The organism is Actinomadura viridis (assembly GCF_015751755.1).
In the GTDB taxonomy this organism is placed as follows: Bacteria; Actinomycetota; Actinomycetes; order Streptosporangiales; family Streptosporangiaceae; genus Spirillospora; species Spirillospora viridis.
This window is the reverse complement of the sequence record NZ_JADOUA010000001.1, coordinates 8,793,774-8,815,329: the sequence shown is the minus strand read 5'-3', so window position 1 is coordinate 8,815,329 and position 21,556 is coordinate 8,793,774. Positions and strand designations below refer to the sequence as shown.

Here is a 21,556-nt window from a genome sequence, read left to right as displayed (position 1 = left end):
GACCACGATAATTTCTGTGAAGATAACGTGATCAAGTGCGACGTGAGCGTAGAAGGTGGCTCGGAACGGTGTCAAGATGTCGCCCGCATCACGTCGCCATGGGCGCGGCGCCGCACTTCTCGTGCAGCTCACAGGCGCCTTCGCGGCGGTACGGCGGCGGGAGGAGGGGCCGGCCCGCCGAACCCGCGGCGATAACTGTTATGAGATGAGCACACTCAGTGTCGTTATAAGATGATCAACGCGTCCGCGCGGGCGAGGCCCGCCCCTCAGGTCGCCGCGATCTCGTAGGGGACCTTGTGCTCGTCCAGATCGCGCAGCGACTCGCCGTCGGCCGCGTCGTCCACGATCAGGCGGTCGAACGAGGACAGCGGAGCGACCCGGTGCAGCGCGACCCGGCCGAGCTTGGAGTGGTCGACCAGCAGGACGTTGCGCGCCGCCGCGCCGAGCATCGCCCGCTTCACCGAGACGATGTGCTGCTCCTGGTGGTAGGCGAACCCGCCGGAGACCGCCGAGGTCGACACGAAGCACAGGTCGACGTTCAGCGACTCGATCGCGTCCGCGCAGGAGACGCCGAGGAAGGAGTTGTGCAGGGGGTCGTAGTCGCCGCCGAGCGCCATCAGCCTGATGTCGGGCCGGACCGCCAGGAGGTTGATCGCCTCCAGGAAGTTGGTGATCACGGTGAGCGGTGTGATGCCGGTCAGCCGGCGGGCCAGGGCGAGCGCGGTGGTGGAGTCGTCCAGCATGATCGCCATGCCGGGCTCGACCAGCTCCAGCGCCCGCGCGGCGATGGCCTCCTTGGCGGTGCGCATCGATTTCAGCCGGTAGGCGACGTTGCTCTCGAACACCCCGGACGGCTGCGCGGTGACGCCGCCCCGGTACTTGCGCACGATGCCCTGGCGTTCCAGCTCGTCGAGATCGCGGTGGATGGTCATGAGACTGACCCCGAACCGCGCGGCGAGATCGGCGGCGGTCACCGAGCCCTCGGAGAGCACATGGTCGGTGATGTCCCGGCGGCGCCGTTCGGGGCCGCCGCGCCCGCTGCCGTCCCTGGTCATGATCCGGTCCTTCCGTGGCCGCGCTTCCATATAACGCCATGAAGTTATAAATTCACACCCACGGCTGGGAACTCTCGGAAGCATAGCGCGTGGCCTCGGACCACCCCCGGCCCCCGGCCGCCGCCGCGCGGTACTCGCTGGGGCGGGTGCCGTACAGGCGCTTGAAGGCGACGCTCAGCGCGAAGGCGTCGGCGTACCCGACCCTGCGGGCGATCGAGCCCACGGTCGCGTCCGTCTCGCGCAGCAGGTCGGCGGCCATCGCGATCCGCCAGCGTGCGAGGTAGGCCATCGGGGGTTCGCCGACCCGCTCGGTGAAGCGGCGGCCGAGCGTGGCGCGGGACACCCCGGCCTCGGCGGCCAGCGCCGCCACCGTCCAGGGACGTGCCGGATCGCCGTGCAGCAGGGCCAGCGCGGGGCCCGCCACCGGATCCTCCATCGCCCGGTACCAGGGCGGCGCGTCCGCCGGGTGCCGGTCGAACCAGGCCCGGAGGGCGGAGACCAGCGTGAGGTCCAGGAGCCGGTCGAGCACCACCTGCTGCCCGGGCCGGTCCGTGGCGACCTCCGCGGCGACCAGGTCCAGGGTCGGGCCCAGCACGGCGCCGTCCCGGACCACCAGCAGGCCGGGCAGCGTCCGCAGCAGCCGCCCGCCGGCACCGCTCCCGCCGTCGAAGGCCCCGGCGAGCAGCAGGGCCGGGGCGTCGGGACGGACGCCGCACGTCCGCACGCCCCGGAAGAGCTCGGCGCCGGCCTCGGTGCCGTCGGCGCGGGCGCAGTGGTCGGCGGCGGTGACCCGGTACCCAGGCGGGGTGGCCGGGTCGTCGGCGACGGTGAACGGCGCGGGACCGCGGACGAGCGCGATGTCGCGGGGGCCGAGCGGCACCGGCTCCCCCTCCGCCGGGACCGCCCACGCCCGGCCGCGCAGCATCGTGACCAGCGTCAGCGGAACGCCGACATCGAACCGCAGCGCCCAGGGCGGGTCCATGACCGCCTGCCGGAACAGGGCACCCCGGGCCTGGATCCCGCCCAGCGACTCGGCCAGTACGTCCATGCCACCACGTTAGACGCACGAACATCGGAATGAGCCTTCCAGCCATGGAGCGTCTCACGGGCCTGACGCTTCACTGGCCCCATGACACAGAGTTCAATGACAGAGGATTCAATGGCCAGGCGTCCCATCCTCGTTCTCGGCGGCACCGGCAAGTCCGGCCGCCGCGTCGCTTCCCTGCTGCGCGACCGAGGGACACCGTTCCGCCTGGGCTCCCGCTCCAGCGAGCCGCCGTTCGACTGGACCGACCCCGCCACCTGGGACCTCGCCCTGAAGGACGTGACGGCGGTCTACGTCGTGCCGCTCGACGGGGCCATGCTCACGCGCCCCTTCGTCGAGCGCGCGGTGGAGCTGGGGGTCGAACGGATCGTCCTGCTGTCGGGGCGCGGGCTGGACACACCGGGGTACGCGGACGAGGACGGCGACGCCGGGGAGAGCCACCGGGACGGGGAGCGCGCGGTGCGCGCCTGCGGCGCCGCGTGGACGATCGTGCGGCCGGGCTGGTTCGCGCAGAACTTCAGCGAGGGCTTCTTCCGGGACGCCGTGCTGGCCGGGGAGCTGCGCCTTCCCGCCGGGGACGGCGCGGTCTCCTTCGTCGACGCCGAGGACATCGCCGCCGTCGCGGTGGCCGCCCTCACCGAGGACGGCCACGCCGGGAAGGTCTACGAGCTGTCCGGTCCCCGGGCGCTGACCCTCGCCGAGGCCGCCGCCGAGATCTCGAAGGCGTCCGGGCGTGAGGTCCGGTACGTCCCGCTCACCACGGACGAGTACGTCGCCGAGCTGGTCGCGCAGGGCCTGCCGCTCTCGGACGCGCGGGACCACGACAACATGATCTCGCCCATCCGGCGCGGGATGGACGCCCACCTCTCCAACGGCGTCCAGCGGGCTCTCGGGCGCCCGCCGTCCGACTTCGCCGGTTTCGCCGAGAAGGCCGCGGCGGCGGGGGCCTGGGACGCCTGAGGCCCCGGCCTCACCACATGCGACGGAGCCGTCCCGCCTCCCTGGGCGGGACGGCTCCGTCCGGGCGTCACAGGGCGGTGGCGTCCAGGATCGGGATCAGCTGCTCCTCCTCGTAGTCCAGGTGGGCCTCCAGCTCCTCGGTCAGCCGCTCGACCTCGGCCCGGACGAGCGCGGGGTCCGCTCCCTCCGCGGAGACCGCCTCCTGGAGGTCGCCGAGCAGGGCGGCGATCTTGCGGTGCTCGCCGTCCAGGCGTTCCAGGACGGGGGCCAGCTCGGGCCGGCGGTCGGCGAGGAACGGGAAGATCGCGCCGTCCTCGCCGGCGTGGTGGTGGTGCAGCCCCTGGCAGACGGTCAGGCAGTTGACCCGGAGCTGGGCGCCCAGCCGCGGCCCCGACCCGGCGATCTCCTTGCGGATCAGCGCCAGTTCACGGCGGAACGCGTCGTGGATCACCTTCAGGCCCGCGCCCAGCGACGGCGCGTCCGGCCTCGGCGGCCCGGCCGCCTCGAGGGCGACCACGGGGATGACCCGCGACGTCCTGGCCTGGTAGTCGGCCCAGCCGGGATCGGCCTCGGCCGCGCGGGCGAAGACGCGGTCGCGTTCGGCTCCCTCCAGGACGGTGGCCACGGCGTCGTAGACGAAGACTCCGTTCTCGACCGTGACCCGGGGGTCGGCCACCAGGTTGTGGAACCAGTCCGGGTTCTTCTCCGCCCCGCCCGCCGAGGCGATCACCAGGACCCGCTCACCGTCGGGCAGGTAGCCGAGCGGCGTGGTGTGCCGGGCGCCCGAACGCGCGCCGGTGGTGGTCAGCAGGAGCAGCCGGGCCCCCTCGAAGGGACCGCTGAGCCGCCCGCCGCTGGAACGGAACTCCTCAATGATCTGCTGGTTGAAGTCGATCGGCACTCTGTCGGTTTTCCTTTCGTGGCCGTGTCCGGGATTTTCCGGGCATGGCGAAATAACCCCGGGGCCGTGCGAAGGCACCCGCGGTCGGAGAATGGGGTGAAGGCGTGCCCGGACACCCCCGGCGGCCCGATGGATCAATGGATCATCGGATCGGGAGGTCGGGAAAGGCTCGCGAAAAACGGCGGTGAACGGCACCGCCGAACGTGAAGAACACCGCGCGACCTGCGCGGAAAAAGGGAAAGGCGGGCCTCTGGCCCGCCCGGCGCTCACGCCGTGGCCGGGTGCCCCACTCGCTCTTGGCCCATGGCCGACCCGGCAGTCACGATGTTCACCTTAACGCCGTTGGCGCGCCGGGGCAACGCGCGGGAAAAGGCGTTCAGACGCCGCTGGGAAGCGTCGCCAGTTCGTCCCGGCGCGCGGCCTCCAGATGCAGCGGTTCCAGAGTGGAGGTCCGGCGGAACCAGCACAGGGCGTCGTACCGGTCGGCGAGCCGGGTGGGCACGTAGTTGTTCCGGTCGCGGGCCGGGTCGTACAGGACGCCGATGGCACGGTGCCCGCGGGTGGACGTGAGCCAGGAGGCGTCCGGCCGGTCGGCGAAGACGTACAGCGCGCCCGGCAGCTCGGTCTCCTCCAGGAGGGCTTCGAGCGTGTCGTGCCGGGCCCTGGGAACGATCATGGTCTCCATCGGGGCGCCCCACCGGGACGCGGCGATCACCTCACCGTGGCCGCCGGCGAACCCGACCACCACGACCTGGTCCCGGCCGTGCCGTTCGCGGACCAGCTGCCCGAGGTTGATCATGCCGCGGGCGGCCATGTCGGTGGCCCGCGCGTCGCCGACGTGGGTGTTGTGCGCCCAGACCACGGCCCGCGCCGTCCCGTCGTGGAAGTCCAGCAGCCGGTCGAGGGTGTCGGCCATGTGCACGTCCCGCACGTTCCAGGACCGCGCGCCGCCGCCGATCAGGGCGCGGTAGTACTGCTCGGCGCCCGCCGCCACCTCGGCGTTCTGCCAGGCGTTCAGGGCCTTGGCCGGGGCGGGGTCGGCGGGGTCGGCCTCGGGGCGGCGCATCCCCGCCAGCATCGTCAGCACCTCGTCCGAGCAGCCGCCCGGGGCCAGCTCGGTGCTCCAGGCGTACGACTGCGGGTCCTCACCGTACGGCTCGAAGCAGCGGTAGGCGGCCAGCGCCCTCTCCACATGCTCGGGCCGGTGCTCGGACAGGTAGGCGATGACGGCGCGCAGGGACTCCCACAGGCTGTAGACGTCCAGGCCGTAGAAGCCCGCCCTCCGCCCGTACGGCCGCCCGGTGTTGCGGGCGCGCAGCCAGCGGCAGAAGTTCGCCGTCTCCTGGTTGGCCCACATCCAGGTCGGCCAGCGGCGGTACCCGTCCAGGACGGTCTTGGGGTCGGCCGGCGCCCCCTCCGCCAGCGTGACGCTGTCGTTCACCCGCCAGCAGTCGGGCCAGTCGCCCTCGACCGCGACGAAGGAGAACCCGCGCTCGGTGATGAGCCGCCTGGTCAGCGCGGCGCGCCAGGCGTAGTACTCGTGGGTGCCGTGGCTGGCCTCGCCCAGCAGCACGAAGCGCGCGTCGCCGATGCGCTCCATGAGCGGGTCCAGATCGGCGGCGGTCTCCAGCGGAAGGGCGGATCCGCGGACCTCATCGACTTCGCTCACGGCGGGCCTCCTCTCCGCACGCCCGGCGCGGTGTCAGGCGCGCACCCGAAGCACCCCGACCTCCCGGGCGCACGACGCGCAGCAGAAGACCCGGCCGTCGGACTCGACACCGTGGCCGAGGACGCGGCACCCGCAGTGGTCACAGGTCGGCGCGATGGAGTGCGCGGCGCACTCGACGCTGTCGAAGACGTGCGAGACGCCATCGGCCGAGATCACGGTGAAGGCGTGGTCGTAGTCGTTCCCACAGACTTCGCAGCGGGCCATCGGTCCTCCCGGTGGTCGTGGTGTTCCGCTGTGCGCTCTCGTCCCCCGCCTTCCCGCCCCCGGCCGGGTAATGCACCCATATGGGGCTAAATCGGCATCCTTTAACGCGCGTTGGCCGGAGGGCGCCCGCTATCATGGCCACGAGCCCCGGGAGGGGCCGCGGCGGTGGGGCCCGCCGCCCCCGCGCAGCCGGGGCAACCGCGGCGCACCGCCGCCAACGGTCCCTACCAGACGAGTCTCGCCCGCTGGTAGGAGGATCCGTGCCCGAGGCCCGACCGCTTGCCGACCGCACCCCCGACCGCACCCCCGACCGCACCCCCGGCCACAGCGCCGACCACAGCGCCGATCCGGCCGCCGGGCCGCCACCGCGGCGACGGCGGCCCGCGCTCCGCCGCGCCCCCTGGGCGACCCTGGCCGCGATCTCGGCGGGCGGGGTCCTCGGGGCGGTGGCCCGGTACGGCCTCACCGTCGCCTTCGGTCACGGCCCGGCGGAGTTCGCCTGGGCGATCTTCGCCGTCAACACCACCGGATGCCTGCTGATCGGGGTGCTCATGGTGGCCGTCACCGAGGCCTGGCAGGTCCATCCGCTGGCCCGCCCGTTCCTCGGGGTCGGGATCCTGGGCGGGTTCACCACCTTCTCCACCTACGTCGTCGACGTCCAGCTGGCGTTCCGCGCCGGGGCGCCGTTCACCGCGCTGGCCTACCTGGCCGCCACACCGGTGTGCGCGCTGCTCGCCGTCTACGCGGGGGTACGCCTGACCCGCCTGCTCACCCGCCCGCGCGAGGGGTCCCGATGACGCCGACCGGCCCGGCCCTGCGGCTGACGATCCTCGTCGGGGAGAGCGACCGCCGGCATCACCGCCCGCTCTACCACGAGATCGTCGCGCGGGCCCACGCCGCCGGGCTGGCCGGCGCCAGCGTGCTGCGCGGCATCGAGGGCTACGGGTCCACCAGCCGGATCCACACCAGCCGCATCCTGTCGCTCTCGGAGGACCTGCCGGTGGCGGTCGTCATCGTGGACGCCGAGGACCGGATCCGCGGCTTCCTCCCCCGGCTGGCGGACCTGGAGGGCCTGGGGCTGGTCACCCTGGAACCGGTCGAGGTCGTCCCGCCCGGCCGGCGGGACGGGGAGGCGCGGTGACGGTCCTGCTGGTCGCGCTGGGCGCCGCGATCGGGGCGCCGCTGCGCTACCTGGCCGACCGGGCCGTCCAGGCCCGCCACGACACGGTCTTCCCCTGGGGCACCTTCGCCGTCAACGTCGCCGGCTCCGGGCTGCTGGGCCTCCTGGCCGCGCTCCCCGCCGGTCACGGGGTGACGGCGCTGGCCGGCACCGGGTTCTGCGGCGCGCTGACCACCTACTCCACCCTCGGGTACGAGACGCTGCGGCTGGCCGAGGACGGCGCGCGCGCCTTCGCGCTGCTCAACGCCCTCCTCTCCATCGCCGCCGGCCTGGGCGCGGCGTACTGCGGCATGGCCGTCGCCCAGGCGCTCATCGGCTCCTGACGGTCCGGCCGTCACCCCGACTCCCGGACGACCAGCCTGGTCTTGAGCACCACCCCGCGGTCGCCGATCGGCCGGCCGCCGGCGTGGCACCGCAGTTCCCGGACGAGCCGGGCGCCCAGGTCCTCGGCCGGCTGCCGCACGGTCGTCAGCCGCGGCCGTACCTGCCGGGCGACCGGGGCGTCGTCGAAGCCGACCACCGCGACGTCGTCGGGCACCCGGCGGCCGGCGCGGCGCAGCGCGCGCAGGGCGCCCACCGCCATCAGGTCGGACGCGGCCAGCACGGCGTCCAGGTCGGGCCGGCGGTCCAGCAGCCGGGTCATCGCGTGCTCGCCGGAGAGCCGGCCGAAGTCGCCGTGGCCGACCAGCCCGGCGACGTCCATCCCGGCCTCCTCTGCGGCGAGCCGGTACCCGGCCAGCCGGTCGACGCCGGCGCCCAGCTCGGCCGGCCCGGCGATGGTGCCGATCCGGCGGCGCCCGGACGCCAGCAGGTGCCGCACCGCGGTACGCGCCCCGCCCCGGTTGTCGACGTCCACGTACGGCAGCGCCGCCTCGCCGAGCGGGCGCCCGGCCAGCACCACCGGGGCGCCGGCCGCCGCCTGCACCAGCGCCGCGGGCCGCCGGTGCGCGCCGACCAGCAGCACGCCCTCCACGCGCCCGCCGCGCAGGTAGTCGGCGGTCGCCCGCCACTCGTCGGCCCGGCCGACCATGAGCACGATCAGCGCCCGGCCGTCCAGCTCGCGGCGCGCGCCCCACAGCAGGCGGGCGTAGAACGGGTCGCCGAAGACCCGGGCGCTGTCCTCGCACAGCACCGCCGCGATCGCGCCGGAGGTCTCCCGGCCGGGGTCCGGGGGGCGGCGGCGCACGTAGCCGAGGCGTTCCACGGCCTCTTCCACCTGCAGCCGGGCCGCGCGGCTGACCCGCGCCGAACCGGTGAGCACGCGCGAGGCCGTCGCCGGGGAGACGCCCGCGAGCCGGGCGACGTGCTCGAGGGTGGGGGTCCGGGTCGCCGGGGCGGGGGCCGGCTCACCGGAGGGGTCGGTGATCGTCACGCTGGTACTCCCTTCGGGGGTCCCCGGCCGTCGGGATCGGCCGGGGCGGGAGTAGTGGGAGCGCCCCAAGAATCGGCGGGAGACGCGCACGCAGTCAAGAGCGGGTTGACCCGTCTCGACATCCGCAGGTTTCCGAAACCTCACCGTCCAGCGCCTGCCAGGACCCACGTCTTCGCAGGTCAGGGCGCACGTCCGAGGTGCGGGCAGGGGACGGTGAAATTTATGAAATCTGTGGAAGAAGGCTTTCCCTCCGGTTCCGGCCCGGTTTACGTTCACTCGCAACCGAGTGTGGGAGCGCTCCCAAGCCATCGACGTCAGGAGGTGCGATCGACCCGGCCGCCCCGGGACGCGGTGTGACCGCCCCGCGAGACGGCAGTCCCGTGACACGACACCGAGTGACGACACCGAGTGACGACACCACGTGACGACACCACGTGACGACACCCGACCCGTGACCATCGCATCGAAGTGAAGGCGGAGATCCCCATGAGATCGCTCCTCCCTGGCGCCGTCGCCCTCTGCCTGGCCGCCGTCCTCGGCCTGTCCGGCCCGGTCGCCGCGGGCACCGTCCCCGCGGGCACCGGCCCCGCGGACACCGGCCCCGCGAGCACCGGCCCCGCCGGCACCGTCCCTGCCTCCGCGGACGGCCGCCGGCCGTCGCCCCGCGCGGCGGCGCCGGAGCTGGCGGTCTCCGGCAACCGGCTCGTGACCGCCGGCGGCGAGACCGTACGGCTGCGCGGCGTGAACCGGTCCGGCGGCGAGTTCGCCTGCGTCCAGGGCAACGGCATCTGGGACGGGCCGATGGACGAGGCGTCGGTCGGCGCGATCCGGAACTGGAACGTCAACGCGGTCCGCGTCCCCCTCAACTCCGACTGCTGGCTCGGACTGCCCAACGTCGACGCGGCCTACCGGGGCGCCGCGTACCAGAAGGCCGTCGAGGACTACGTGGGCCTGCTGCGGCGGAACGGCATCACTCCGATCCTGGAGCTGCACTGGAGCAACGGGCTGTGGACCGGCTACGACAGCCACTGCTGGACGGCGGACGCCGAGTGCCAGAAGCCGATGCCCGACGCCAGGTACGCGCCCGAGTTCTGGCGGCAGGTCGCCACCGCGTTCAAGGACGACACCGCCGTGGTCCTCGACCTGTTCAACGAGCCCTACCCCAACAACCTCCAGGTCATGGACTACGGCCAGTCGTGGCTGTGCTGGCGCGACGGCGGCGCGGCCTGTCCCGGCCTGACCTACGAGGCGGCCGGCATGCAGGACCTCCTGGACGCCGTCCGCGGCACCGGTGCCCTCAACGTCGTGCTGGCCGCGGGCAACAGCTACTCCAACGACCTCAGCCAGTGGCTCGCCCACAGGCCGTCCGACCCCACCGGGAACCTGGCCGCGGCCTGGCACTCCTACAACTTCAACCACTGCCGGGACAGCACCTGCTGGGACCAGCAGCTCGCCCCGGTCGCCTCCCAGGTGCCCCTGGTCGCGGGCGAGATCGGCGAGAACACCTGCGGCCACTCCTACATCGACGGCCTGATGGCCTGGCTCGACGCGCGCGGCGCCTCCTACCTGGGCTGGACCTGGAACACCTGGAACTGCTCCAGCGGACCGTCCCTCATCAGCTCCTACGACGGCACGCCGACCGCGTACGGCGCGGGCCTGCGCGACCACCTGCTGACCACGCCCTGACCCGGCCGGGCCGGGTCCGAACGCACGCCGGACCCGATCACGGGCCGGCCGAGACACCGGGACCGCTTCGCTCCCACTACGTGCGGCCCCGGTGCCCGGCTCGACGACCTTCAGTCGCCCCCACCACCCCGAAAGGTTGCCGTCCCCGATGAATCCGTCCGAGAAAGATGCCCGCGAACCGAGGAGGATCGCCATGACCCCCGCCCCAGCACCCAGAACCCCCGGTGCCGCCCGCGCCGTACCGGGCGCCCCGGCACGGCGGAAGGACGCGCCGCGCCGGAGGGCCTGGCACCGCCGCGCCCTGGCCGCCGCCGCGACGAGCGTCCTGCTCGCCGCAGGCACCACCGCCCTGGCCGCGCCGCAGGCCGGTGCCGCCCCCGCCCTCGCCGCCCGCGTCGACAACCCGTACGCGGGCGCCAAGGCGTACGTCAACCCGGAGTGGTCGGCCAAGGCGGCGGCGGAGCCCGGCGGCAGCGCGATCTCCAACCAGCCGACCGGCGTGTGGCTCGACCGGATCGCCGCGATCAACGGCGCGGCCGGGAAGATGGGCCTGCGCGCCCATCTGGACAAGGCGCTCGAACAGGGCGCCGGGGTGATCCAGGTCGTCGTCTACAACCTGCCCGGCCGGGACTGCTCCGCGCTCGCCTCCAACGGCGAGCTCGGCGCGACCGAGATCGACAAGTACAGGACCCAGTTCATCGACCCGATCGCGTCGATCATGGGCGACGCCAAGTACGCCAACCTGCGGATCGTGACGGTCGTCGAGATCGACTCGCTGCCGAACCTGATCACCAACGTCAGCGGGCGCCCGACCGCCGTGCCCGCGTGCGACACGATGAAGGCCAACGGCAACTACGTCAACGGCATCGCCTACGCGCTCAACAAGCTGGGCGCCATCCCGAACGTCTACAACTACATCGACGTCGGCCACCACGGCTGGCTCGGCTGGGACGACAACTTCGGCCCGACCGCCGACCTGCTCGCCCAGACGGCCAGGGCGTCGGGCTCCATGGCAAACGTGGCCGGCTTCATCAGCAACACCGCCAACTACGGCGCGCTGAAGGAGCCCTACTTCACCATCAACGACAGCGTCAACGGCACCTCCGTCCGCCAGTCCAAGTGGGTCGACTGGAACCGGTACGTCGACGAGCTGTCCTACGCCCAGGCGTTCCGGCAGCGGCTCGTCCAGGCCGGGTTCGACTCCGGCGTCGGGATGCTGATCGACACCAGCCGCAACGGCTGGGGCGGGGCGAACCGTCCCGGCGGCCCCGGGGCGACGACCAACGTCGACACGTACGTGAACGGGGGCAGGATCGACCGCCGCATCCACCTGGGCAACTGGTGCAACCAGTCCGGGGCGGGCCTGGGCGAGCGGCCCAAGGTGGCCCCCGAGTCCGGCATCGACGCCTACGTCTGGATGAAGCCGCCCGGCGAGTCCGACGGTTCGAGCAAGGAGATCCCGAACGAGGAGGGCAAGGGGTTCGACCGCATGTGCGACCCCACGTACACCGGCAACCCGCGGAACAACCACAACATGAGCGGTGCGCTGCCTGACGCCCCGCTGTCCGGCCACTGGTTCTCGGCGCAGTTCCAGGAACTGCTCCGGAACGCCTACCCCGCCCTTCCGTAAGGGCCCGACCCCCACAGGAAAGCGGCCCCGGGACCGGAAACGGTCCCGGGGCCGTGTCGCCCGGTGGGAACGGGCGGCGCTAGCCGGTCACCTCCCCGTTGCCGCCGTCGAAGACGACGTCGGAGCAGTTGTAGAACGTCTCGGTGCTGTCGGAACGCTGCCACACCGTGTAGATGATGTGCCGCCCGGTCTTGCCCGAGGGGAGCCTGGCGTTCCAGTAGTAGTAACTGCCCTCGTTTCCCGGCCCTCCGACGCTCGGCGGGTCGGTGACCCGGTAGAACGGCTCGTCCTCCAGGTCGTCCCACGCCAGGGGCCGGGTCGGGCTCCAGGAGTCCTTGGTGATGTAGGTCCGGAACTCACCGGGGTGGGCGGCCCACTTGTTGAAGCGGAACTGCAGTTCCGCGCCGGAGGTCAGATGGGTCACCGGCCAGTCGTCGCGGGCCAGGTCGAATCCGCTGAAGTCGTAGACCACCGCCGCCGCGCTGCACAGTTTCCCGTCGGGAATGAAGCCGCGGGTGCGGCCGGCGCCGTCCGAGCGCAGCACGGCGAACCAGTTGTAAAGGGAATTGGTGCCGCTCTGCGCCACCGCCGCCGCGCAGGCGGGATTGTCGGGCTTGATCTCGCCGGTGGGGGTGAGGCCGTCCTTGTAGCACAGATAGGTGCGGCTGCCGGGGATCATCATGGCGCCGTGCGCCGACGCCGCGGGAGCGTTCACCAGGGTTCCGAGCAGGGCCGCCGAGGTCAGGGCACCTCCCGCGAGCACAGCCCTTCGCCGCCTTCTCACGTTTTCTCCTCCTGTCCGCCGATCCGGAAAAACGACCGTCGGGCTGGACGTTAACTCCAGCCCGATCCGCCGGTGAACAGGGTTTTCACGCTTTCATGAAGCCTTTCCGGATATCGCTCTGGGGGTGGCCGCGACCCGGCGGCGGGCGCGGAGCGAATCCAGCGCCCAGGCGCCCGGCCCGAGCACGGCGATCAGGAGGAAGGCCCAGCAGTACATGGCCGCCGCTTCACCGCCGTTGCGCAGCGGCAGCAGACCGTCCGGCTGGTGCACCACGAAGTAGGCGTAGGCCATCGAGCCGGACGCGAGGACGGCGGCGACCCGGGTGAACAGCCCGGACAGCACCAGCGCGCCGCAGACGAGCTGGATGACCGCCGCCCACCAGCCCGGCCAGGCCGCGAACTCGATGGCCCGGCCCGTGCCGCGGTTGCCGCCCAGCACGCCGAACACCGAGGCCACCCCGTGGATCATGAACAGGAACCCGGTCACGGCGCGGAACAGCGCCAGCACCGGCTCGGCGAACCGATCCGCTCTGTACACGACAGATCACCCTTCCTTTTCCAGCGTTTATTGCGCACCATTCGCGGAGGACCGATCGACCCTCCGGCCGCGATATCTCAAAGGTGACCCGACTCGATGATCGACGTCAACGGATCTCTCTTTATTTCACGCTCGCGACCCGACATTCCACCGCCCAGCGAAAAATGCACGGACGCCGCCAGATCGTGCCCGCGGGAAAATCGGGTGATCCCAACCGGCCGGCCCGGCACGGGCGGTGATCGCCCGGGAATCGGAGTCCGCCGGCGTAGTACTCGGGTATGAGCGGACGGAATCACACGGCAGTGGGACGCGGTTGACAACGGCCGGCTCCTAGCGTCGGAACATCCGATGCGATGGAGGTTCCGATGACAAGCGGAAACGGCCGCGGACGGGCCCTGGGAGCCGCCGGAGCGCTGGCGGCGGTGCTGGTGGTCCTCCCGGGCGGCGCCCGCGCCGATCCCGGCCCGGCGCCGGCGTCGGGCGCCGAGGTGATCGACGAGAAACAGGTCCGGCCCCGGGTGGTCGACCTGACCGTGCGGTCACCCGCGCTGGCGGGCACGGGCAAGGTCAGGCTGCTGACACCCGACGGCTGGGAACAACGGGGCGCGACCCGCACGTGGCCGGTCCTCTACCTGCTGCCCGGCGGGCACGGCGAGTACGAGTCGTTCACCGAGGAGTACGACATCGAGCGGCTGCCGGAACTGCGGAACGTCCTCGTCGTGACGCCGCAGATGCCGTTCTTCGGCTTCTACAGCGACTGGTGGAACGACGGCCGGGGCGGAGCCCCGGCCGTGGAGACCTTCCACCTGGACGAGGTGCGCACGCTGCTCGAACGCGGCTACGGCGCCGGGCCCCGCCGCGCGATCGCCGGCGAGTCCCAGGGCGGGTACGGCGCCGTCAAGTACGCCGCGCGCCATCCCGGAATGTTCCGCGCGGCGGCCAGCTACAGCGGTTTCCTGAGCCCTCCGCAGTACGTGAAAGCGATCAGCGGGGGCGCGGAGTACCTGAAGGTGGACTGGCGCAGGATCTGGGGAGACCCGGTGCGGCAACGCGACATCTGGCTGGCCAACGACCCGTACCACCTGGCCGAGCGCCTGCGAGGCACACCGGTGTACATCTCGTCCGGCGACGGCACCCCCGGCGTCTACGACGACCCCGTCGACCCCGACCCCGTCATCCCGGGTATGCAGGACCTCGCCGCCTTCTTCCCCGAGGAGGTCGTCTCCCTCACCGAGGCGGTGATGGCGGACGAGAGCCGCACGGTGGCGCACCGCCTCACCGAGGTCGGCGTCCCGGTCACCACGCACTTCTACCGCGGCACGCACGGAACGCCGTACTGGAAGCGCGAACTGCGCCGCTCCCTCCCCATGCTGCTGCGCGCGCTGAACGGCGGTCCGTCCCGCGGCTGACACCGGCCTGCCCGAGCGGGGGGACGAGGGCAGCGGGCGGGAATACCCTCGGGGTGTGTTGAAGATCATGAAGAGCGGTGGGGCCGGGGCTTCGCGCCACAACGCGGGCACGATCTCGTACCTGGCCCTCCTGCTGGCCACCCATGTCGTGGTGTTCCGCCTGCTGTCACCGGCCTCGGAACGGCGCGTGCTGGCCGCCGTCAGCACCAACCTCGCCGACATGACCTGGTCGGCGCCGCTGCGCCTCGTCGGCAGCGCCCTGGTCGTCGACTTCTCCGGCACGTTCCTGGACACCGCCCTGATCGTGGGGCTGGGCATCGCGGTGTGCCTGGGCCTGCTGGAACGCCGCCTCGGCACCGCCCGGGCCTTCGGCGTCTTCGCGACCGCGCACGTCCTCGTCACGCTCGCCGTCCTGGCCGTCGTCGCGGCGGCCGTCCCTACGGGCCGCTACCCCGAGGCGGTCACGCACGAGCTCGACTACGGCGTCAGTTTCGGCGCGCTCGGCGCCATCGGCGCGGTCACCTGGCTCCTGCCCGCGTGGCTGCGGCTCCCCTGGGCGGCCGTCGCCGTCCTCTACCCGCTGACCGCCGCCGACTGGTACGGATGGCTGCCCGACTACTCCAGCGTGGGCCACGTGCTGTCCGCCGCCACCGGCGTGATCATGTCTGCCCTGCTCGTACGGCCCCGGGCCGCCCCCGCCCCGCAGACCTGAGCGCACGGAGCCTGGACGGTTCCGGGCCCGGTTCCCACGCGGGCACCGCGAACCGGGCCGTGTGCTAAGGTGGAACCAGTTGCGGTTCCCATAAACTTTTGTGTGCGCCTGCCGGATCTCGTCAGGCGCATTTTTGTTTTTCTGGACACTCTCCGGATGGGCTGATCGCGGCGACCCCGTTCCACACGGTGTGGAACGGGACCGACCCAGAAGGAGATCAACATGGCCACCGGTACCGTGAAGTGGTTCAACGCTGAAAAGGGCTTCGGCTTCATCGAGCAGGACGGCGGCGGCGCCGACGTCTTCGCGCACTTCTCGAACATCGCCGGCAACGGCTACCGGGAGCTGCAGGAGGGCCAGAAGGTGTCCTTCGACATCACCCAGGGCCAGAAGGGCCTGCAGGCGGAGAACATCGTCGCCTCCTGAAGCGACCGCGGGCGGTGGCGGGACCGGAATTCCGGCCCCGCCGCCGCCCTTGGCGGGTATCCCGCCGTTCCCGACGTGACCGGCCGTCCACTCGCCGTCCGTCTCCCCACTGGTTCGTTCTTGCGACTTCTTCGCGCGGCCTACGGCTCCGGAGCACTCCTCGACACGTGCCGCTCCGAGGAAGGTCTCCCGCATGTCCCGTAACCGTCCGCGCGGCCGGCGTCCCGCCGCACGCAACGGCTCCGCCCCCCGCAACGGCTCCGCCCCTCGCACCGAGGCCGCCCCGCCGAAGGCCACCACACCGGCCCTGCCGCCGGTCGCGTCGTTCGCCGAGCTGGCCATGCCGTCCGCGCTCCTGGAGGCCCTGGCACGCCAGGGCGTCACCGCGCCGTTCCCGATCCAGGGGGCGACCCTGCCGGACGCGCTGAACGGGCGTGACGTCCTCGGCCGCGGCCGCACCGGCTCGGGCAAGACCCTGGCCTTCGGGCTCGCCCTGCTCGCCCGCACCGCCGGGCGGCGCGCCGAGCCCCGCCACCCCCTGGCCATGGTGCTCGTTCCCACCCGGGAGCTGGCACAGCAGGTCTCCGAGGCCCTCACCCCGTACGCCGAGGCGGTCGGCCTGCGGACGGCCACCGTGGTCGGCGGCCTGTCCCTGACCCGCCAGGCCGCCGCGCTCCGGCGCGGCGCGGAGGTCGTGGTGGCCACCCCGGGCCGGCTCGCCGACCTGATCGAACGCGGCGACTGCCGGCTGGAGCAGGTGGCCGTCACCGTCCTGGACGAGGCCGACCAGATGGCCGACATGGGCTTCCTGCCCCAGGTCACCAGGCTGCTCGACCAGGTCGCGCCGGGCGGTCAGCGGATGCTGTTCTCGGCGACGCTCGACCGCGACGTCGACCGGCTGGTGCACCGCTTCCTGCACGACCCGGTCACCCATTCGGTGGACCCGCCCGCCGGTGCGGTCACCACGATGGAGCACCATCTGCTGCACGTCACCGAGACCGACAAGAACGACGCGATCGCGCACATCGGCGCCCGCGACGGCCGGGTCATCATGTTCGTCGCCAAGAAGCACGCGGCCGACCGGCTCGCCCGGCGGCTGATGTCCAGCGGCGTGCGGGCCGCCGCGCTGCACGGCGGCAAGACGCAGTCCCAGCGCAACCGCACCCTGGACGGCTTCCGGGGCGGCAGCGTGAGCGTGCTCATCGCCACCAACGTCGCCGCGCGCGGGATCCACGTCGACGACCTCGACCTGGTCGTCAACGTCGACCCGCCCGCCGACCACAAGGACTACCTGCACCGGGGCGGGCGCACCGCCCGCGCGGGCCAGTCCGGAACCGTGGTCACCCTGGTCCTGCCGGATCAGCGCCGCGAGATGGACCGGCTGATGTCCGCCGCCGGGATCACGCCGCAGAACGTGCGCGTGCAGCCGGGTGACGCCGAGCTCGCGCGCATCACCGGCGCCCGGACGCCCTCCGGTGTTCCCGTCCCCGTCACGGCCGCCCAGCCGTCCGGCGGCGGGCGCGCTCCCCGCCGGCGCACGCAGCCCGCCGCGCGCGACACCCACGGCCGGGCGGGGCGTCCCCGTTCGCGCGGGGCGCGGCAGGGAGTGTCGAGCAGGAACACCTGACGGCCGCTACCTGAACGCGTCGCGGGCCCCGGAGGGTTCTCCCTCCTGGGCCTCGACCAGCGCGTCGCCCGCGGCGGTGCGGTAGTAGAGGACCGAGCGTCCGGACCGCCGCCGCAGGACGAGGCGGGCGTCCAGCAGGACCTTGAGGTGGCGGCCCACCGAGCCCAGTCCCTGGCCGGTCAGCGCCACCAGCTGCGTCGTGCTCATGGGGCTGCCGAGCAGGACGAGGACGCCGGCCCGCGCCGGGCCGAGCAGCGCCCCCAGGGCCTCGGGCACGGGCGGGCGCTCCGTCCCGGCCAGCGGCCCCGCGCACGGGTAGATCAGGGCGTAGCGGTCCGGTTCCTCCCAGGTGACCCAGCCCGTGCGGGCGGTGACCGGGACGAAGAACAGCTGCGCCCCGCTGATGTCCCGGGGCGGGTAGTCGTGCACGTTGATCCGCAACCGGCCGTCGCCCAGCCAGCGCGTCCCGGGACGCAGGTCGTCCAGCACGTCCGCCCATCCGCCCCGGCCGAGCCGGACCGCCCGCGCGACGGCGTCGGCCTCGAAGACCCGGCGGCGGCGCGGCCAGTCCGGCAGCACGGTCACGGTCCACACCCATTCCAGCAGGTCCGCGGTGCGTTCGGCCAGGTCGTGCCGGCGGCGCAGCGGGACGGGCAGCGGGCGCTCCAGCGCCATCAGCAGGTGGGCGCGGACGGCCTCGGGCGGCGTCTCACGGACCCGTTCCAGTTCCTCCTGGAAGGTCAGGTCGCCCATACCCGGGGGCGTCGGCATGAGGTAGTCGGCGTTCCAGCGGCGGCCCAGCGCGGACTTGATCACCAGGGCGGTGACCGGCTCGGCGGCCAGCCGGGCCCGGTAGGCGGGCAGGTGGGCGTCCAGCCAGGCGCGCTCGCCGGGATGGGCGGCGGTCCCCCGCTCCAGGGTCTTCACGCAGGCGAGGGTCTCGGCCAGCGGCGAGACGACGAACCGGCTCCGGGCCAGCGTGTCCACGCTGATCCGCCACATGCCCATACGTTTCGCCTCCCCGCGAAACATTAACCGCCCGCGGTGGGTACTCGTGAGACTCCGGCCATGCGCACCTATGGGGAGCTGTTCCGATCCCCCGAGTTCACACCGCTGTTCGCCACCTCGGCCTTCCAGGTTGCCGCCACCACGGTGAGCGGGCTGGCCCTCAGCACGCTCGTGTACGCGGCCACCGGGTCGCCGCTGCTGGCGGCCCTCAGCATGTTCGGCCAGTCCCTGGTCCAGATGATCGGCGCGGTCACGCTGCTGTCGGCGGCCGACCGGATCCCGCCGCGGGCCGCGACGGCGGGGCTGGCGCTGGCCTCCGCCGCGGGCACCGCCGCCCTGGCGGTCCCCGGCCTGCCCGGCTGGGCGGGGGTCGCCGTCGTGGTGGCCCTGGGCCTGGTCGCGTCCGTCGGCGGCGGGGTGCGGTACGGGCTGCTCAGTGAGATCCTCCCCGCGGACGGTTACCTGATCGGACGCTCGGTCCTCAACATGACCACGGGGACCATGCAGATCTGCGGGTTCGCCGCCGGTGCCGGGCTGCTGGCCGTGCTGTCCCCGCGCGGGACGTTGCTGGCCGGGGCCGCGCTCCACCTCACCGCCGCGCTCGTCGCCCGCCTGCGCCTGGCCCGGCGCCCGCCGCGCGCCGCCGGGCGCCCCTCGGTCGCCCAGACCTGGCGGGCCAACGGGCTGCTGCTGTCGTCCCCGTCCCGCCGCCGCGTCTACCTGGCGATGTGGGTGCCGAACGGGCTGATCGTGGGCTGCGAGTCGCTGTTCGTCCCGTACACGCCGCGGAACGCGGGCCTGCTGCTCGCCTTCGCCGCGCTCGGCATGCTCGCCGGGGACACCGTGATGGGCCGGTTCGCCACGCCGTCCTGGCGGAGCCGGCTCGGCCCCCGCCCCTACCTTCTGCTGGCCGTGCCGTACCTGCTCTTCGCGCTGGACCCGGGGCTCCCGTTGGCGCTGGCGGCCGTCACGATCGCCTCCGCGGGCTTCTCGGGCACCCTGCTGCTGCAGGAACGCCTGCTGTCGCTGACCCCGGAGACCATGCGGGGCCAGGCGCTGGGGCTCCAGTCCTCCGGGATGCTGACCATGCAGGGGGTCTCCGCCGCCCTCGCCGGGACGATCGCGCAGCACACCTCGCCCGGTACGGCGATGGCCGTGCTGGCGGCGGTGTCCGTCGCGGTCACCCTGAGCCTCGCCCCCGGGCTGCGTCCGGTACGGGCGGCGCCGCCCGTCCCGGAGCCGCCGGCCCCGCAGCAAGCCTCTCGCTAGCCCTTCCGCACGGCCCTCTCCGGTGTGCGGGCCCCCAGTTCGATCTCCCGTGCGCGCACGCCGTCCACAGGGCCGCCCCCGGGAGGCGCGAGGGCGGTGGTTTCACCGATGCCCGCGCCCGGGGGCCGCGCCACACTGACGGCGAACCGGTGCCCGGGTGGCACCGCAGCGCCTCGGGATCCAGGTCCACCCGGTCCGGCGGAACGGCGGGCGGCTCCCCCTGCCGCTCGACCGTCAGCGAGAGGAGACCCATGCTTCGCAAGCAGTCACTCGGCCTGCTCGGGGCCGGCGCAGCTCTGGTGGCAGGGCTGTGCACCGCCCCCTCCGCCCAAGCGGCCGAGAACCCCTACGAGCGCGGCCCCGCCCCGACCGAGTCGAGCGTGACCGCGGTCCGCGGCCCGTTCGCCACCTCCCAGACCTCGGTGTCCAGCCTGGGCGTGACCGGCTTCGGCGGCGGCGAGATCTACTACCCCACCTCCACCAGCGAGGGCACCTTCGGCGCGATCGCCATCTCGCCCGGGTTCACCGCGTACTGGTCGAGCCTGTCCTGGCTCGGGCCGCGCCTGGCCTCCCAGGGCTTCGTGGTCTTCGGCATCGAGACCAACACCACCCTGGACCAGCCCGCCAGCCGCGGCGACCAGCTGCTGGCCGCCCTCGACTACCTGACCCAGCGCAGCTCGGTCCGCTCCCGGGTGGACGCCTCCAGGCTCGCCGTGGCCGGCCACTCGATGGGCGGCGGCGGCAGCCTGGAGGCCGCCAAGGACCGCACCTCGCTGAAGGCCGCCATCCCCATCGCCCCGTGGAACACCGACAAGACCTGGCCCGAGGTCCGCACCCCCACCATGATCATCGGCGGTGAGTCCGACAGCGTCGCGCCGGTCTCCTCGCACGCCATCCCCTTCTACACGAGCCTGAGCGCGGCTCCCGAGAAGGCGTACCTGGAGCTGGACAACGCCAGCCACTTCTTCCCGCAGACCTCCAACACGACCATGGCCAAGTACATGATCAGCTGGATGAAGCGGTTCATCGACAACGACACCCGCTACGACCAGTTCCTGTGCCCGGCGCCGCGCGCGATCGGCGACATCTCCGACTACAGGGACACCTGCCCCAACGGCTGAGCCGGACGGGTGAACCGGCGGCGGGTCGCTGTGCGCGGCCCGCCGCCGGCCTTTCCACGGCCGCGGTCGGGGCCGGGGCCTGCGGACCCGGCACTCCGGGCCGGCTACCCCGGGGCCGGGGCGGCGGGCGCCTCGATCAGGGGACGGGCGATCTCCGCGGTCACCTCGGCGAGATGGGCGTGCCCGGCGGCGTTGGGATGGATCCCGTCGAAGCTCCACGCCGACCCGTCGCCGAGCCGGGGCAGCATCTCCGGCTCGATGAACTCCCCGCCGTGCGCGCGGGCGCTCTCGCGCATTCCCGCGTTCAACGCGTGGATGCGCTCCAGGGTCGCGTTCCTCCGGGACTCGGAGACGATGGTCCGGGCCAGCAGGGGCGGCCGGAGCACGGGGGCGGCGATGGCCACCGCGCCCGCCGACCGCGCCCAACCGAAGATCTCCTCCAGATGGCCCCGGAGATCATCCGCGGGCACGCCGTTCACCACGTCCCGCAGGCCGCAGCCCAGCAGCACCAGGGCCGGCCGCAGCCCGCGGGCCGCGGGCAGCTGGACGCGGGCCGCCTCCGAGATGGTCGCGCCCGCGACGCCGAAGCCGGCGACCCGGTCGCGCGGCAGGTCCAGCAGTCCGGCGAGTCGAACCGCCCAGCCGGCCCGGCCGCCGTCCGGCGCGGGGTCGTCGCGCCCCTCGGCCAGGCCGTCGCCGAGCACCACCAGCCCGCCCCGGCCGCGCGGCCCACCGTGCGGCGCGGTCACCGTTTCCTGCACGGCGTTCCCCTTCGGTCGAGGTGGTCTCCGTTCAGCGAATTCCCCCCGAGCGCGACGAAACAGTACCGCCGCGACCGCGCCGGATGTCAAGCACGTCCATGACTGACGGAAAACGGACGGGAAAAGGGCGCACCCTGGTC

General features: G+C 73.1%; 22 protein-coding genes. 12 read left to right on the top strand and 10 right to left on the bottom strand.

The annotated features are described in order from the left end of the window. Positions 1–266: 266 nt before the first annotated feature. Together IW256_RS40095 and IW256_RS40090 are read right to left on the bottom strand one after the other, a co-directional pair. Positions 267–1,055 carry a DeoR/GlpR family DNA-binding transcription regulator gene (locus IW256_RS40095; RefSeq protein WP_197015910.1) on the bottom strand — a complete coding sequence of 263 codons (789 nt, stop codon included), beginning with the start codon at positions 1,053–1,055 and terminating at the stop codon, positions 267–269. A 52-nt stretch (positions 1,056–1,107) separates the two neighbouring features. Next, complete coding sequence (locus IW256_RS40090; protein WP_197015909.1) at positions 1,108–2,103, bottom strand: AraC family transcriptional regulator; 996 nt, start codon at positions 2,101–2,103, stop codon at positions 1,108–1,110. Between the two features lie 111 nt (positions 2,104–2,214). On the opposite strand from IW256_RS40090, the gene IW256_RS40085 reads away from it, so the two are divergent. Beyond that, positions 2,215–3,060: an NAD(P)H-binding protein gene (locus tag IW256_RS40085; protein ID WP_197015908.1), complete on the top strand. Its 846-nt coding sequence runs from the start codon at positions 2,215–2,217 to the stop codon at positions 3,058–3,060. A gap of 67 nt (positions 3,061–3,127) precedes the next feature. On the opposite strand, the gene IW256_RS40080 is transcribed toward IW256_RS40085, so the two are convergent. From IW256_RS40080 to IW256_RS40070, 3 genes are all read right to left on the bottom strand, one after another. Beyond that, on the bottom strand, positions 3,128–3,961 hold the full coding sequence (locus IW256_RS40080; RefSeq protein WP_197015907.1) for a nitroreductase/quinone reductase family protein: 834 nt from the start codon (positions 3,959–3,961) through the stop codon (positions 3,128–3,130). 376 nt (positions 3,962–4,337) lie between these two features. Further along, positions 4,338–5,630, bottom strand: a complete 1,293-nt coding sequence (locus IW256_RS40075) for an erythromycin esterase family protein (protein WP_307829370.1) — start codon at positions 5,628–5,630, stop codon at positions 4,338–4,340. Between the two features lie 33 nt (positions 5,631–5,663). Then, entirely contained in the window at positions 5,664–5,894 is a 231-nt protein-coding gene (locus tag IW256_RS40070; protein WP_197015906.1) for a hypothetical protein, read from the bottom strand. A 260-nt stretch (positions 5,895–6,154) separates the two neighbouring features. Here IW256_RS40070 and IW256_RS41915 point away from each other — a divergent pair, with 260 nt between their 5' ends. From IW256_RS41915 to IW256_RS40055, 3 genes are read left to right on the top strand one after another with little or no spacing between them, the layout of a single operon-like run. Next, positions 6,155–6,691 carry a fluoride efflux transporter FluC gene (locus IW256_RS41915; protein WP_307829369.1) on the top strand — a complete coding sequence of 179 codons (537 nt, stop codon included), beginning with the start codon at positions 6,155–6,157 and terminating at the stop codon, positions 6,689–6,691. Further along, positions 6,688–7,035, top strand: coding sequence for a DUF190 domain-containing protein (locus IW256_RS40060; protein WP_197015904.1), 348 nt, complete (start codon positions 6,688–6,690; stop codon positions 7,033–7,035). Before IW256_RS41915 ends, IW256_RS40060 begins: the two co-directional genes overlap by 4 nt. Further along, on the top strand, positions 7,032–7,397 hold the full coding sequence (locus IW256_RS40055) for a fluoride efflux transporter FluC (protein WP_197015903.1): 366 nt from the start codon (positions 7,032–7,034) through the stop codon (positions 7,395–7,397). The genes IW256_RS40060 and IW256_RS40055 overlap by 4 nt, the downstream gene beginning before the upstream one ends. An 11-nt stretch (positions 7,398–7,408) precedes the next feature. Here the strand turns inward: IW256_RS40055 and IW256_RS40050 are convergent, their stop codons facing one another. After that, positions 7,409–8,446 (bottom strand): LacI family DNA-binding transcriptional regulator, encoded by a 1,038-nt coding sequence (locus IW256_RS40050; protein ID WP_307829368.1) that lies wholly within the window; start codon positions 8,444–8,446, stop codon positions 7,409–7,411. A 486-nt stretch (positions 8,447–8,932) separates the two neighbouring features. Here IW256_RS40050 and IW256_RS40045 point away from each other — a divergent pair, with 486 nt between their 5' ends. Together IW256_RS40045 and IW256_RS40040 are read left to right on the top strand one after the other, a co-directional pair. After that, complete coding sequence (locus IW256_RS40045; RefSeq protein WP_197015901.1) at positions 8,933–10,132, top strand: glycoside hydrolase family 5 protein; 1,200 nt, start codon at positions 8,933–8,935, stop codon at positions 10,130–10,132. Positions 10,133–10,325: 193 nt separating this feature from the next. Further along, entirely contained in the window at positions 10,326–11,762 is a 1,437-nt protein-coding gene (locus IW256_RS40040) for a glycoside hydrolase family 6 protein (RefSeq protein WP_269217994.1), read from the top strand. A 79-nt stretch (positions 11,763–11,841) separates the two neighbouring features. Here IW256_RS40040 and IW256_RS40035 read toward each other — a convergent pair whose 3' ends face one another. Together IW256_RS40035 and IW256_RS40030 are read right to left on the bottom strand one after the other, a co-directional pair. Continuing rightward, on the bottom strand, positions 11,842–12,546 hold the full coding sequence (locus tag IW256_RS40035; RefSeq protein ID WP_307829367.1) for a lytic polysaccharide monooxygenase auxiliary activity family 9 protein: 705 nt from the start codon (positions 12,544–12,546) through the stop codon (positions 11,842–11,844). 93 nt (positions 12,547–12,639) lie between these two features. Further along, on the bottom strand, positions 12,640–13,083 hold the full coding sequence (locus IW256_RS40030; protein ID WP_197015899.1) for a DoxX family protein: 444 nt from the start codon (positions 13,081–13,083) through the stop codon (positions 12,640–12,642). A gap of 365 nt (positions 13,084–13,448) precedes the next feature. Here IW256_RS40030 and IW256_RS40025 point away from each other — a divergent pair, with 365 nt between their 5' ends. The 4 genes from IW256_RS40025 to IW256_RS40010 all read left to right on the top strand — a co-directional run bounded on the left by IW256_RS40025 (position 13,449) and on the right by IW256_RS40010 (position 17,257). Then, positions 13,449–14,492 (top strand): alpha/beta hydrolase, encoded by a 1,044-nt coding sequence (locus IW256_RS40025; RefSeq protein ID WP_197015898.1) that lies wholly within the window; start codon positions 13,449–13,451, stop codon positions 14,490–14,492. Between the two features lie 55 nt (positions 14,493–14,547). Then, the gene (locus tag IW256_RS40020; RefSeq protein ID WP_197015897.1) at positions 14,548–15,204 is read left to right on the top strand and encodes a rhomboid-like protein; all 657 of its coding nucleotides are present in this window, start codon (positions 14,548–14,550) and stop codon (positions 15,202–15,204) included. A 222-nt stretch (positions 15,205–15,426) separates the two neighbouring features. Next, on the top strand, positions 15,427–15,630 hold the full coding sequence (locus tag IW256_RS40015; protein WP_197015896.1) for a cold-shock protein: 204 nt from the start codon (positions 15,427–15,429) through the stop codon (positions 15,628–15,630). A gap of 193 nt (positions 15,631–15,823) precedes the next feature. Then, positions 15,824–17,257 carry a DEAD/DEAH box helicase gene (locus IW256_RS40010; RefSeq protein WP_231404118.1) on the top strand — a complete coding sequence of 478 codons (1,434 nt, stop codon included), beginning with the start codon at positions 15,824–15,826 and terminating at the stop codon, positions 17,255–17,257. A 6-nt stretch (positions 17,258–17,263) separates the two neighbouring features. Here IW256_RS40010 and IW256_RS40005 read toward each other — a convergent pair whose 3' ends face one another. After that, positions 17,264–18,259, bottom strand: coding sequence for an ArsR/SmtB family transcription factor (locus tag IW256_RS40005; RefSeq protein WP_231404117.1), 996 nt, complete (start codon positions 18,257–18,259; stop codon positions 17,264–17,266). 66 nt (positions 18,260–18,325) lie between these two features. Between IW256_RS40005 and IW256_RS40000 the strand changes: the two genes are divergently transcribed. Together IW256_RS40000 and IW256_RS39995 are read left to right on the top strand one after the other, a co-directional pair. Further along, positions 18,326–19,534 carry an MFS transporter gene (locus IW256_RS40000; protein ID WP_197015894.1) on the top strand — a complete coding sequence of 403 codons (1,209 nt, stop codon included), beginning with the start codon at positions 18,326–18,328 and terminating at the stop codon, positions 19,532–19,534. 251 nt (positions 19,535–19,785) lie between these two features. Beyond that, positions 19,786–20,655, top strand: a complete 870-nt coding sequence (locus IW256_RS39995; RefSeq protein ID WP_197015893.1) for an alpha/beta hydrolase family protein — start codon at positions 19,786–19,788, stop codon at positions 20,653–20,655. 104 nt (positions 20,656–20,759) lie between these two features. Here IW256_RS39995 and IW256_RS39990 read toward each other — a convergent pair whose 3' ends face one another. Then, positions 20,760–21,416 carry a GDSL-type esterase/lipase family protein gene (locus IW256_RS39990; protein ID WP_197015892.1) on the bottom strand — a complete coding sequence of 219 codons (657 nt, stop codon included), beginning with the start codon at positions 21,414–21,416 and terminating at the stop codon, positions 20,760–20,762. Between the last annotated feature and the right edge of the window lie 140 nt (positions 21,417–21,556).